Below are 12,453 nucleotides of genomic sequence, written 5' to 3'. Positions count from 1 at the left end.
GAATATCACACTGCTTCTTCGGCCCAAACGGTGAACTTGGTCAGGACATTGGGCCCAAAAATATTGGTCAGCGGAACGTCAGCCGCATCCCGTCCGTGCGCTACCTTGATCCGTCCGATGCGGGGCTTGTTGTTGCGTGGATCGAACGCATGCCATTGCCCGCCAAGATAAACTTCCATCCAGGCGCAAAAATCCATGGCGGAATGGGGCAGCGGCGTACCGATATCGGTGATATAACCAGTGCAATAGCGGGTCGGGATATTGAGGCACCTGCAAAAAGCCACGGCCAGATGGGTAAAATCCCGGCAAACGCCACGGCCCTCCGCAAAGCCTGATGCTGCAGTTCGCGTCGGGTTGGAAAATTCATAGCCGAAAGTAATGTGATTATGTACGTAGTCGCAGACCGCCTGAACCCGCTGCCAGCCTTCGGGAGCATAGCCGAACAACCGCCATGCATCTTCACTCAAGACATCCGTCTCGCAATAACGGCTGCCCAAAAGATAAACCAGCGTCTCGGCAGGCAGGTCCTGCACATGATGTTGAATGGCGTCCAGCACGACTGGATCAGGCAGGCCATCGTCGTAGACAACCGCATTGGTCGAACACGTGAAGGGCCCGGGGGCAGCAAGAATTCGGTTGCACCAGTTACCGAACTGATCGTGATAGCCATCGACGCTGGAACCCAAGGTCGACTGGAATGTCTCGATCCCCTCAATGTCATCCACCCTTGAGTGGTGCACATTCAATATGGCAATCAGGGGTGTTTCCTGAACAAAATCAAAACTCAATTCACACCCGACATTCAGTCTCATGAAGATACCCCTCAACACATCAGAATATTATTTTTGAAAATTGCAGTTCAGCACGACAGACTATTGCGCAAAAAGCAACCGGCTCGATTGCGAGCCGGTCAGAATTTGAAGTCGCAGGTGCAATCAGGCGCGGTCAACGACCTTTTTTACAGCATCCTTGGCTTTACCCTTGATCTGCTGGGCGTCGCCTTTCAGTTCCTGCGCCTTCCCTTCGGCTTGCAGCTTCTTGGAGCCTGTCGCCTTGCCAGCCGCCTGTTTGATATTGCCAGCTGCTTTGTTTGCAAGCCCGGAAATCTTGTCGCCTGTGCTACCCATCGGTCTACTCCTTGATTGTTCATTCACACTCGTTAAACGGCGCACATGGCCTGCGGTTCCAGACCCGGTGAAAATATTCAACTTATTGAAAACAAAGGGAATGCGTCTGTTCACGCATAGAAAACCCGGCGCCCACGGGGGAACAGGCACCGGGTTCTGAACGTGCTGACCGGCATGCGATCAGCCTCCTTGAAACGTTGCAGGATTGTCTTGGTTCCCGACAAACGGAAGCTTTCGCGGGAATACGTGCGATCACCCGGAAACATGGGTTACAGCCTCGTCGATTGACGAGGCAAAATAGCAGTTTTTGGTTGACCCGACGATCTTCTCTCCCTCGATGCTTCCGGGGGTGTCGGACCAGAACCCAATGATGATTTTGATGCGCGCATTGCGTCGCCGGATGCGGCGGACAAGATAGCGGGCATGGGCTACGGATGATGTGTTGAGGTAACTGACATAAATCGCACTCGCATCCGCGAGATCGAGTTTCCCTATATTGACGGTCTCCAGTTCGTCATGGGTAATGTCGCGAACATCGAAATCGCGCCGCTCGAGAATATCGCCAACAATCACCGCAGCCGCGTCGTCAAGATTGCCTCGCCCTCCAGCCGAGATAATCGTCTTTGGTTCTTTAGCCTTGCCATTTTTTGTCTTGGCTGGTTCGGCGTCGGCTTCGTTTTCGGCAACCGCGTCATCTTCATCATCCTGATGATCTGACAGATTTTCCACGAGGCGTATCATGCTCTGTGCCACCCGGCCGCGGCGCGTTGCATCCAGCACTCCCCGCCCCCGGTCATGCTCGGCAAGCAAAAGCGCAGGCACAGCAACGGAAACGTAGTAATCGCCTATCGTCGATGATTGCAGGTAGTCCTCGGCTTTCTCCGTCGCCTCGTCGGGATCGCCGGACAGCAATCGCTGATAGAGCTGTTGCGGCGGCAGGAGCACGGGCTCATTGCCAAGCAACACATCAAGAAATTCGAACCGTGGTACGTGGCGTCCCAGCACAACGAGGCAAACCGTCAACGGCGTGGAGAGAAGAAGCCCGATAGGACCCCATATCCAGGTCCAGACAATAGCCGCGAGCAGGATAGCCACTGGCGAGAGCCCTGTTTTCGATCCATAGAGAACCGGTTCCATGATGTTGTTGCTGATGAGTTCGAGAACGATGAACAGGCTTGCCGTCCACAACAGGAGCATCCACCCCGGATCGACTGCCAGCGAAAGCACCAGCGGGAACGACGCTGCGATGAACGGGCCGATATAGGGAACGAAGCGAAGGGCAATGGCCAGAAGCCCCCACAGCATCGGATTGGGAATGCCGATCAGCCAAAGACCGATGCCGATAGGAACACCAAAGCAGATATTGATGACGAGCTGCATCAAAAGATATTGCCCGACCCGCTTGCCCGCATCATGCAAAGCCGTAGTGGTGCGGTGAATATCGCTGGCGCCAACAAGCTTGATGAAACGGTCGCGTAGATCCTCCCGCCGCAGCAACATGAAAATAACGAAGACGATGACGATGCCAATCGTTGCCAACGGTTGAATCAGCGGTCCGGCAACCGTTTGCAGCAACTGCAGCGGATCGGGTGCAGGATAGCGGATTTCGACCGGAACAGGTTTGTCCGGATTATCATTGCGCAGGGGCGACCGGTCTTGCTGCGGGTCTTGCTGCGCTACATTTTGAGGTGGATGTTGAGCTTTTTGATCGGCATCGTTCCCGGTTGGAAACCGCTCCACCTCATCGGAACGGCCAATTTCCTCGCTGAGACGTTTGAACATGCGGGCGCCGCGATCGAATATACCATTGCCCGACTGGGCATCCTTGATGGTTCGAATCTTGGCTTCAATATTGTATTGGTAGCTTGGCAAATTTTGCGCCAGAACCGTCAGCTGGCCGACCACAATTGTGGCAAACAGAAAGATGACGATGAAGGCGGTTAACACCACGCTGATAACCGACAGCACCTTCGGAATTCCGAAGCGATGCAGGTATGTGACCAATGGCGACAAGGCAAAGGTCAGCAGCAATGCCAGGGCGAGCGGGACAAAAATGTCCCGCGCAAAATAAAGCGCACCGACCACGGCGATGGCAACGATAATGGGTGGAAACTGCATCCGCCCGTCTGAATCAGGCGTGTTGGACGTATAAATGGATCTCTGTGTGACGCGCTCGACTGCACGAGGCGATGCCTTCCGCGCATTTTCAGAAGGCATGGCTGTCCCACTTGCCTAGATTCATCACCGTCCCTCCCCGTTAAAATACGCCACTGAAACGAAGCCGGCTGAATTTGGTTGCATCAGCTTTCCTGACTTCGCCTCGAAAAGGAGGAGATCCTTCCCTTGTTATCCCAAGGAGTACGATCGAGGCGCTTCGATAGCCCGGAACAAAAACCGATATCAGAAGTTTCCAGATGAACGGACCACCCAAAGGAGAGAAGCAGAAATGCCGGTGACGACTATCCTGATTATCATTCTGATACTGGCACTTATCGGTGTATTTCCCAGTTGGCCTCATTCACGGGCATGGGGGTATGGGCCGACAGGGCTCCTCGGGATTGTACTGATTATTCTGCTGATCTTGCTTCTCTTGGGCCGCATCTAGTTGAAATTTTTATATTCTGATCTGACCCACAGATCAGCTCTTACGACAGGAGTTACTCAATATGCTGCGTGGTGTTTTGCTTTGGCTCATCGGCCTGCCGCTACCGATCATCCTCATTCTTTGGTTCCTTGGCTATCTTTCATAGAAAGAATTCAAGGTCATTGCTTTGCGCCGGCCACTGCGCCGGCGTTTCTTTCCCCATCGCAATAGTGCACTGGAACCATATTCCCATGATGAAACATCTCTTGATTACCACCGCCTTGATGACCGTTTTAACCGCATCCGGCTTCGCCCAAACGAAAGAGACCGGCACAACACACGGTATTTTCGGCGAAAAGGTCAAGATAGGGGCAAATGGCGAGCGCTATCTTCAATCCGAACCCGGCCAAATACTTGCATCCGGATTGATTGGCCAGAAGGTTTATAATGGTGCGCAAGACGATGCACTTTCGATCGGATCAGTGAAAGACCTGGTGCTTGATGCCAATGGCATTGCCGTCGCCGCGATCGTCGGCGTTGGCGGATTTGTCGGTATCGGCGAGAAAGACGTGGCCGTTGGCTTGAGTGACCTCACCTGGGCAGATCGCGCCGACCAAACACGCTGGCTGGTCATTGCCACAAGCAAGGAAGAACTTGAGAAAGCACCCGCCTTTGACAAGGGAGCTTTGCTCGGCGAGGGCGTTTCCGCAGAACGTGCAAAGCCGGTTCTTGAACCGTTGAAGTCGCTGCCGGAAGCGACGGTGAGCGCCCACGATGGTCTCAAAGCCGTCCCGGCAACTGCCGTAAGCGCAGAAAAGCTGATTGGCACGACAGTCTACGGGTCGGAGGAAGAAACGCTTGGCACCGTGGGCGACGCCCTGATGACACCGGACGGTCAGGTGGAGGCATTCGTCGTGGACGTGGGGGGCTTTCTTGGTCTTGGTAAGAAGCCGATCGCCATCTCTATCGAGAATCTTGATCTGTTAAGTGACAAGGACGGCAAGATCGCCGTCTATACGCCCTTTACCAAGGAACAGCTTGCGGCACATCCTGCCTATAGTGAGGAAGCGTACAAAGCAGACAGCGAGAAAATCCTGCTGCGCGGCAGTGCTGAATAGGCCTCCTGCCTTGACAGCAAAAGGAGAGCGTTGTCCTGCAACGGTCTTCGCTGTTGTTTGGAACCAATAGTGATGCAGGGCGTTTCCACCCCTATAAACCCATATTTCTCAAGGAGTTCCTTTAATGGCGTCAGTTTCTTCGAAAGTTCGCAAAGCCGTGGATGATGCAACCGAATCCAATCCCGATCTTCAGGCACAGGTTGCCGCTTTGAAGGAAGATATCGCGAGCATTGCAGCCACACTCGCCAAGATCGGTAAGGACTCGGCGAGAGAAGCAACGAGCAATGCGTCATCGACGTTTGAAAACGCCAAGTCACGCGGCGAAGATGCTCTGGACGAGATCCGGTCTCAAGCCAAGGCGCTCGAGGATCAACTGACCGAGACCGTACGCGAGAATCCTCTGACGACCGTTGCCGTTGCTGCGGGCGTAGGGTTTCTTCTGGCTCTGATCGCCCGTCGCTGACATGCTGAAACTGCTGGCCCCACTTCTGTCCAGTGCTGTTTCTGGAGAGTTCGGTTCTGCCGTGAAACGGGCAAAACGCCGTGCCGTTTTTCTCAGCCTCATCGGCATCCTGTCGGTTATTGGCGGGATTTTCTTGCTTGTTGCCGGATATATCGCACTCGCTGAGCATTTCGGCGAGCTGCATGCAGCCCTGATACTGGCTGGGGGGGCTTTTGTTCTTGCGCTGCTGGCCTACATCATCATGAAAATTTCCGAGGCAATTGTCCGTAAGCGCCAGCGCGAGCGGTCAAAAGTCGACACGTCAACGCTTCTGACTATCGCTGCCCTGGCGGCTGCACCGACAGTACTGAAATCGCGCGGGCTGCTCATGCTTGCCGTCCCGGTCGTTGCCTTTGCCGGCCTCTCGCTTCTCACGAAGAAGAAAAAGCCATCATCCAACGATGGCGCTTGATCCGTCCTTTATCGGCATGGAAATCAAAACCTCCATGCCGGTCTCGGGATAGCTCAATCTGACGCTGCTCGACAGAACCTTGTCCAGACTGCGTTCGATCAGACGCTCTCCCAGACCACGGGCGGCGGGTGCCGTAACGCGCGGACCATCCGATTCGACCCAATGGATCACGACACGCGATTCATCCAGACCAGGCTCCGTTTGCCAGGAGACACGCACCTGCCCGGCCGCAGACGACAACGCTCCATGCTTGGCTGCATTGGTAGCAAGTTCATGCAACGCAATACCAAGACCCAGCGCATGATCAGGCGGCAGTATCATATCTTCGCCTTCAAGGACGACCTGCGCAGGATCATAGATCGCATAGGGTTCGACCTGCTTTGTGATGAGATCGACGAGACTGATTCCACTCCATTCCCGGTCAGACAAAAGTGTATGAGCTTCGGAGATAGCCCTCAGGCGTCCGGAAAACGCCTCCATGAACTCAGCCGGATCGGATGTGCGATTCAGTGTCTGCCGTGCCAGGGATTGCAGCATGGCCAAGGTGTTCTTGACCCGATGATTCAATTCGCGCAGCAACAGTCGCGTTTTCTCGGCAGCATTCCGCGTGTTGGTGATGTCAATATTCACACCGACGGCAACCACCGGCCTCCCCGCTGCATCCCGCTCGAAAATGCGCCCGCGCCCCAATAGCCACTGGCCGGAGGCTGCGGCACGAAATTCACCGACATAATCCTGATTATGGGCAAGTGCCCGAGTGAACGCCGATTTCATGGACGGAAAATCATCCGGATGCATTGCGCGGAACACATCCTCGCCATTGATCGGTTTGTCGTCGCTCAGCCCAAGCATGGAATAGGCCATCTTGTTACCACTGAACTTGCCGGTCTTCAGGTCCCAAACCCAACTGCCAACGTTGCCGACCTCCAGCGCCATGTCATTGCGCTGCTCGTCCCTGTGCAATGTCGCGATCGAATCTGCCCGGCTTCGGGCATCGCGCTTTAGCGTGAGAAAGGAGCCGGCGAGCCTCGCCACCTGCCTGAGCTGGGATTGAAGCGGAAGAGCAAAGGCATCAACAGGCTTTGCCGATGCAATGATCAATGCAGCAACGGGCTCATCTTCGACGCAGACAGGAACAGCCGCAACAAACCGCACATCCTGTGCGGCGGAAACGGCGTCAATTTCGGAAAACCGCTCGTCAGCACGTGCATCGAAAACAACGAGGCAATCGTCTCCTGACAGAGCAACAGCACTGGCACCAAACGCCCACAGATTGGAAGGCGGTTCAGAGGAAATCCCGGCCTGTGCCAGAATCTGCGCTTGATTCTCACCCACCAGAATAATCTGGGCAAAATCGGCAACTGACAATGAAGCAGCCAGAGATATAAGATCGGCAAGTTCGCTATCTGACTGAAATTCCAGTTGACTTATAGCGGAAAGAACGTCCAACCGAGCAGGCGCTGACAGGAATTCTGACGTGTTTTCGGAAATATGGTTTGACTTCATATTCACATGACGCCCCTTGTCGAGCCGTCCTTACTCTCAACGTTAAAACAGCTTCGAACATCAACGCGACCAATTGGCCTTTGTTCCCAAATCGGAACATTTAATCGCCAGCGCCGTTTCTGTTTTGCCAATGATGCAAAGGAGATACTTATGCTCGAAGTCAAAGACATTCTATCCGACAATAGTCTGAACAAACCTGCGAAGATTGAAAAACTGCAGGATCTCCTGAGTGAAGCAAGGGGACTGCAACGAGCAGCAACCGAAGGCGGAATGGACACCGACGATGGTTTCACCCGAAATTTACGCGATATCGAGCTCGCGCTTGAAAAATTGAATGCTGATATGCCGGAAACGGGGGCAGCAACGTTGTAATGCCTTTTCATTCGTTCTCTGCCTTAACCTCTTCCGGAGTTTCTGCACTCTGGAGGGAAGGGAATGTAACGGTTACCAATGTGCCGCCGCTTTCATTTGCGGTATAGTTTACCTCTCCACCAAACTGCTGGCAGAGCTGTGCGACGATTACTGATCCGAGCCCCGATGCACGCTTTTCGCGCTTCTCCTGCATGCCAATTCCGTCATCTGCGATGGCCAGTGCGACAACACCATTGCCATTGCGCTCAAGGCGAATTGCAATCGATCCGGAGCGATTATCCGGAAAGGCATGCTTGATCGCGTTCATCGTCAACTCGCCAATGATGATACCCAGCGTCGTGGCGTCGCGCGAACTCAAGTCAATTTGCTCGAAATGTGCATTGATCCGGATATCCCGATCATGAACATGGGATTCTTTAAGGTCGGCGATAACCTCCGGCAAATATTCGTCGGCTCGAACAGTTTCATGATCCTTGCCGAGCCGGAGACGCCGATGCGCTGAGGAAATCGTCTGGATGCGGTCCCGCGCCGCACCAAGCGCCACGCGGATTTCTTCCGATGAAACATCACGCATCTGGATGCCAAGAAGCGATGAAACGGTCGCCAGCGAATTACCAATGCGGTGATCGGAATCCTGTAGCAGCGTTTCGACACGCGCCCTTTCCCGCTTGGCTATCAGCATAGCTTTTTCCAGCTCGGCCGTGCGCAACTGCACCATTTCTTCCAACTGCGATTTTTCGGACAGAAGAGTCGATTGCCCTTCCGTCAATCTGCGGACATAACGTTTAGTCCGGCTGGCAAGGATATAGGCCAATAAGAGTGCACCGCCGAGAGAGAGAATCGAGGCAACCGTGAGCCAGAATCGGAGATCATCCATTGCAATATTGCGCGCGATAAGCCGCCGGTCCTCCTCGGCCAGAAAACCGCTGATGGTTTTCTTGATCTCATCCATTTGCCCTATGCCGAAGTCCGGACCGAGGGACGCCAAGGCATCACTGTTTTTTCCTGCCAGCGAGAGCGATATCGCGGATTCAACCCTTTGTTGCTTTTGTTTCGCCAAATCTCGAATTTGACTGACAATCACCTGTTGGCGGGAATTGCCTCTTGTCATCTCGTTCAAGGTATTCAGAGATTCATCGAGTCGGGACGCCGCGCCGCGATACTGATCAAGAAAGGCAGGGTTTTGGGTCAGGAGATAGCCGCGCTGACTGGTGTGCGTCTCATTCAGAAGGGCAAGCGCACCATCCGCCCGCTCACGCACCTGATAAGTGGCAATAACATCATCCATCTGATTGTTAAAACCGCGGGTCAGAATGACCGTCGATGCTGCCGCAGTAATGATCAGCGCCAGTGAAATTATGATTGCCAGTCCGCGCGCCGGCCTCTCAGAAAAACCCGCCAAGACTCTGCGCCACTGCACCAACTCTATTGCTCCTGCCAGATCGAGTCTGGTCTACAAGACTGTCAAATCTAAGACCTAAATAAAAGGTCTTGGCACCTTCGGCAAACCCTGCCATCCGGAAATATCCAGAAGCATTGGCTCGTCAAGAACTTCACACCCCCTGTCAACCCAGCGCAGTGCACCACGAGCGGCCAGCTTCTTCAATGTCTTGTTGGTATGCACGATGGATAGCCCAAGCGTATCCGCCACATGCTGCTGCCTGAGGGGAATGAAGAGTTTGTTGTCTTTCACCATACCCACGGATTTGGCGCGCTGGAACATGAAGGCAAAGAGATACGCCGCGCGCTCCAGCGCAGACCGGCGGCCCACGCTCAGCAGGATTTCATCCAGCATCTGTTCCTCGCGCGACGCCAGCCATGTGATGTCATAGGCGAGACTGGGGAAATTGCGGAAGAGATTAGGCAACTTGTCCCGCTGAAAGACGCAAAGAATAACCGGCGACATTGCCTCGATGGAATGTTGCATCTCCTTCATCAGCGATCCTTGCAATCCGATGAGATCGCCGGGCAGCACGTAGTTGAGGATTTGTCTGCGACCGTCTTCGAGCGTTTTATATCGAAATGCCCACCCCGACAGCACCGAGAACAGGTGCGCGCTGTTGGCGCCCTCGACCAAAAATGTCGTTCCGGCATCGGCCACGAGTTCGCCGGTCTTGAATCCAGACAGGAAAGTCAGCTCTTCTTTGTCATGTGGCTGAAAATGCGGAAAGTCCTGCAAGGGACATTTTTCGCAAGGAAATTGCCGCACTGCTGAGGCCGTTGTTGTTTTCATGTGTTTCTCGATCGAGAGTTGTTGAACAGGCTAGCATGGCGCCATTGAAATGCCCGATAATTCTTCGCTTTCGACATGTCATAGTTAAATGACACATACCGGCACCGGGCGCATAAGCACTGCTTTTAGGAGCAGTTGAGATGGAATTGACCGGCAAGCGGGTTCTTGTTCTGGAAGATGAATTTCTGATTGGAATGGAGCTGGAGCGCATCGCCAACGATTGCGGCGCCAAATCCGTTCATGTGGTTTCAACGGTTGCAGAACTTCTTTTCTGGATAGACAGTCAACAGCCATGTGACATTGCCATTCTCGAAGTCCAGGCGCGTGGTGCTTCGTCCTTTGAAGCGGCGCGGCTTTTGCTGCAACGGGGGATTCCCCTCGTCTTTGCCACTGCCTACGACCAGCAAAGGGGCGGCATACCGGGCTTTGCCAATGTTCCCGTTGTTCTGAAACCCTATGGCAAGTCCCATATCCTGCAAGCAGTCACCGCTGCGGCATTCAAAGTTTCCCACAGTACTGCGGTGGCAAAAGATGATGACACGTCAGGCGAATTTGTTTGAGGTAACCTGTGTGGAGATCGAATCAGGCCCGTAATCCACCTCCCCTTGCACATCGAGGAGTTCCTGCAACCGCGTTCTCGCGCGGCTGACCCGGCTCTTGATTGTTCCAACAGCGCATTCACAGATTTCAGCCGCTTCCTCATAGGAAAAACCCGACGCGCCAACAAGAACAATTGCCTCCCGCTGATCATCGGGCAGCTTTTCCAGTGCCTTGCGGAAGTCCTGCAGATCGAGTGCGCCGTACTGTGAAGGATGTACGGACAACTGTTCGGTGAAAATGCCGTCGGAATCCTGAACCTCGCGCCCACGCTTGCGCATCTGGCTATAGAATTCATTGCGCAGGATGGTGAATAGCCACGCCTTGATATTCGTGCCCGGTTCGAACGAATCCTGCTTCGCCCATGCCTTCATGATCGTATCCTGAACAAGATCATCGGCGCGATCAGGATTGCCAATTAGCGATACCGCGAACGCACGGAGCTTCGGTAAGGACGCAATCAGGTTTCTCTTGAAATCAGCAGACTCATGTACCATTCGACCGCCTGTTATTTTGACGACTGAGCATGGTTGCGTTCAGCCTCGTCGAGCTTTTCCAGAAGATCCAGAAACCGCACGGGGATTTCTTCCTCCTGGACTGAGGCATAAAGCGCACGAAGCTTCAAACCGATTTCTGATTCCGCGTTTCTGACGTCGCGGCGGCGGACGCGTCCCTTTTCAGGGCCGTCGGAGAGACTTTTATTTGCGTTCATTCTACTATCTTTGCTGGTCGTTCGTCGCAAAAGCTTTTGGCAGGCACATTAGTATCGATAATACTTCAGTGAAGGAAAAGTTCCGTTGCAGGGAACTTTTTTTTCGCGAATGTGTTTTGGTTCGTATTCGTCTTCAATGCCCCAAGGGGAACAGGGAATCCATTATAATGTCATTGTCCACTCGGATCGCTCCACATCTGCCCTATCTTCGTCGTTTTGCCCGCGCCATTACAGGCTCGCAGTCTTCGGGTGATGCCTACGTGGCAGCGACCCTCGAAATTCTCATCAACGACGTCTCCCTTTTTCCCGAAACATCGTCGGATCGCGTCAGCCTCTACAAGCTGCTGATCAAGCACTTCAATTCCGTCAATGTGCGGCCGCTTGAGCTGCAGTCGGAATTTGGTTGGGAAAAGCACGCCGCAGCCAATTTGACAGCCATCGCGCCCCGCGCGCGTCAGGCCTTCCTGCTCATCAGCCTTGAAGGTTTCAGCCAGGCCGAGACGCTCGATATTCTCGAAATCGACGAGCAGGAACTTTACGGTCTGCTCGATGAGGCTTCCGTCGGCATCTCCAAGCAGATCGCAACCGATATCATGATCATCGAGGACGAACCGCTGATCGCCATGGATATCGAGCATATGGTTGAAAGTCTGGGCCACCGGGTCGTCGGCATTGCCCGCACGCGGGACGAAGCCATCAAACTTTATTCCCAGACACAGCCGAGCATGATATTGGCGGATATTCAGCTTGCAGACGGGAGTTCCGGCATTGATGCCGTGAACAATATTCTCAGTCAGGATGCCGTTCCGGTCATCTTCATCACGGCCTTTCCAGAACGTCTGCTGACCGGCGAGCGGCCGGAGCCGACTTTCCTTGTTACCAAGCCCTTTAATCCGGACATGGTGAAAGCGCTGATTACGCAGGCATTGTTCTTTAAGGAAAGCAGCAAGGCAAAGGCATGAGAAACGCTTAAGGTGTAAACCACCCTGTCGTATCGGAACCAAACCTCTTGGAAAGCGTTCTGAAAGCAACAAGATAGGGAGATGATAATGCTATATTATGCCGTGGTTTTTCTCATTATTGCCCTTGTGGCAGGCGCTTTGGGCTTTGGCGGAATTGCAGGTGCTTCTGTGGGCATTGCAAAGATCATATTCTTTGTATTCTTGGCGCTGCTGGTAATTTCGTTGGTTGCCGGACTGCTGCGAAAGGCCTGATAAAAACCTTTGAATGCCACAAAAACCGCCGGTTCCGCACCGGCGGTTTTTGCTTTTTGTGTGACTGGCGTTGCCC

16 protein-coding genes are annotated in these 12,453 nt (G+C 53.7%); 8 read left to right on the top strand and 8 right to left on the bottom strand.

The features are described 5' to 3' along the window. Positions 1–5: 5 nt before the first annotated feature. From FHW16_RS08670 to FHW16_RS08660, 3 genes are all read right to left on the bottom strand, one after another. Positions 6–812, bottom strand: a complete 807-nt coding sequence (locus FHW16_RS08670) for a transglutaminase-like domain-containing protein (RefSeq protein WP_182548662.1) — start codon at positions 810–812, stop codon at positions 6–8. A gap of 123 nt (positions 813–935) precedes the next feature. Next, positions 936–1,127, bottom strand: coding sequence for a CsbD family protein (locus tag FHW16_RS08665; RefSeq protein ID WP_182548661.1), 192 nt, complete (start codon positions 1,125–1,127; stop codon positions 936–938). 252 nt (positions 1,128–1,379) lie between these two features. After that, positions 1,380–3,344, bottom strand: a complete 1,965-nt coding sequence (locus FHW16_RS08660; RefSeq protein WP_182548660.1) for an AI-2E family transporter — start codon at positions 3,342–3,344, stop codon at positions 1,380–1,382. A gap of 229 nt (positions 3,345–3,573) precedes the next feature. Between FHW16_RS08660 and FHW16_RS08655 the strand changes: the two genes are divergently transcribed. The 4 genes from FHW16_RS08655 (at position 3,574) to FHW16_RS08640 (ending at position 5,743) form a co-directional block, all read left to right on the top strand. Beyond that, positions 3,574–3,732, top strand: a complete 159-nt coding sequence (locus FHW16_RS08655; RefSeq protein ID WP_182548659.1) for a DUF3309 family protein — start codon at positions 3,574–3,576, stop codon at positions 3,730–3,732. 233 nt (positions 3,733–3,965) lie between these two features. Next, entirely contained in the window at positions 3,966–4,829 is an 864-nt protein-coding gene (locus FHW16_RS08650; protein WP_182548983.1) for a PRC-barrel domain-containing protein, read from the top strand. Between the two features lie 124 nt (positions 4,830–4,953). After that, positions 4,954–5,292 (top strand): DUF883 family protein, encoded by a 339-nt coding sequence (locus tag FHW16_RS08645; RefSeq protein ID WP_182548658.1) that lies wholly within the window; start codon positions 4,954–4,956, stop codon positions 5,290–5,292. Position 5,293: 1 nt separating this feature from the next. Further along, positions 5,294–5,743: a hypothetical protein gene (locus tag FHW16_RS08640; protein ID WP_182548657.1), complete on the top strand. Its 450-nt coding sequence runs from the start codon at positions 5,294–5,296 to the stop codon at positions 5,741–5,743. Here FHW16_RS08640 and FHW16_RS08635 read toward each other — a convergent pair. Then, the gene (locus FHW16_RS08635) at positions 5,723–7,249 is read right to left on the bottom strand and encodes a sensor histidine kinase (protein WP_246711696.1); all 1,527 of its coding nucleotides are present in this window, start codon (positions 7,247–7,249) and stop codon (positions 5,723–5,725) included. The genes FHW16_RS08640 and FHW16_RS08635 overlap by 21 nt on opposite strands. Before the next feature lie 150 nt (positions 7,250–7,399). Between FHW16_RS08635 and FHW16_RS08630 the strand changes: the two genes are divergently transcribed. Then, a complete protein-coding gene (locus tag FHW16_RS08630) occupies positions 7,400–7,621 on the top strand; it encodes a hypothetical protein (protein WP_182548655.1) in 222 nt (73 codons plus the stop codon). Positions 7,622–7,628: 7 nt separating this feature from the next. Here the strand turns inward: FHW16_RS08630 and FHW16_RS08625 are convergent, their stop codons facing one another. Beyond that, a complete protein-coding gene (locus tag FHW16_RS08625) occupies positions 7,629–9,041 on the bottom strand; it encodes a CHASE3 domain-containing protein (protein ID WP_182548654.1) in 1,413 nt (470 codons plus the stop codon). 57 nt (positions 9,042–9,098) lie between these two features. After that, positions 9,099–9,854 carry a Crp/Fnr family transcriptional regulator gene (locus FHW16_RS08620; RefSeq protein ID WP_182548653.1) on the bottom strand — a complete coding sequence of 252 codons (756 nt, stop codon included), beginning with the start codon at positions 9,852–9,854 and terminating at the stop codon, positions 9,099–9,101. A gap of 140 nt (positions 9,855–9,994) precedes the next feature. Between FHW16_RS08620 and FHW16_RS08615 the strand changes: the two genes are divergently transcribed. Further along, entirely contained in the window at positions 9,995–10,414 is a 420-nt protein-coding gene (locus FHW16_RS08615; RefSeq protein ID WP_182548652.1) for a response regulator, read from the top strand. Here the strand turns inward: FHW16_RS08615 and FHW16_RS08610 are convergent. Together FHW16_RS08610 and FHW16_RS08605 are read right to left on the bottom strand one after the other, a co-directional pair. After that, positions 10,397–10,948 (bottom strand): RNA polymerase sigma factor, encoded by a 552-nt coding sequence (locus FHW16_RS08610; RefSeq protein WP_182548651.1) that lies wholly within the window; start codon positions 10,946–10,948, stop codon positions 10,397–10,399. The genes FHW16_RS08615 and FHW16_RS08610 overlap by 18 nt on opposite strands. Before the next feature lie 11 nt (positions 10,949–10,959). Then, positions 10,960–11,163, bottom strand: coding sequence for a NepR family anti-sigma factor (locus tag FHW16_RS08605; RefSeq protein ID WP_182548650.1), 204 nt, complete (start codon positions 11,161–11,163; stop codon positions 10,960–10,962). Positions 11,164–11,330: 167 nt separating this feature from the next. Here FHW16_RS08605 and FHW16_RS08600 point away from each other — a divergent pair, with 167 nt between their 5' ends. Further along, positions 11,331–12,125: a response regulator gene (locus tag FHW16_RS08600; protein WP_182548649.1), complete on the top strand. Its 795-nt coding sequence runs from the start codon at positions 11,331–11,333 to the stop codon at positions 12,123–12,125. An 87-nt stretch (positions 12,126–12,212) separates the two neighbouring features. After that, positions 12,213–12,377, top strand: coding sequence for a DUF1328 domain-containing protein (locus FHW16_RS08595; RefSeq protein ID WP_182548648.1), 165 nt, complete (start codon positions 12,213–12,215; stop codon positions 12,375–12,377). Positions 12,378–12,453 lie beyond the last annotated feature (76 nt).

The organism is Phyllobacterium myrsinacearum, from assembly GCF_014138285.1.
GTDB classification, from domain to species: Bacteria; Pseudomonadota; Alphaproteobacteria; order Rhizobiales; family Rhizobiaceae; genus Phyllobacterium; species Phyllobacterium myrsinacearum_A.
Note: the sequence above shows the minus strand (reverse complement) of the source record. Positions and strands in the feature narration are given on the sequence as shown.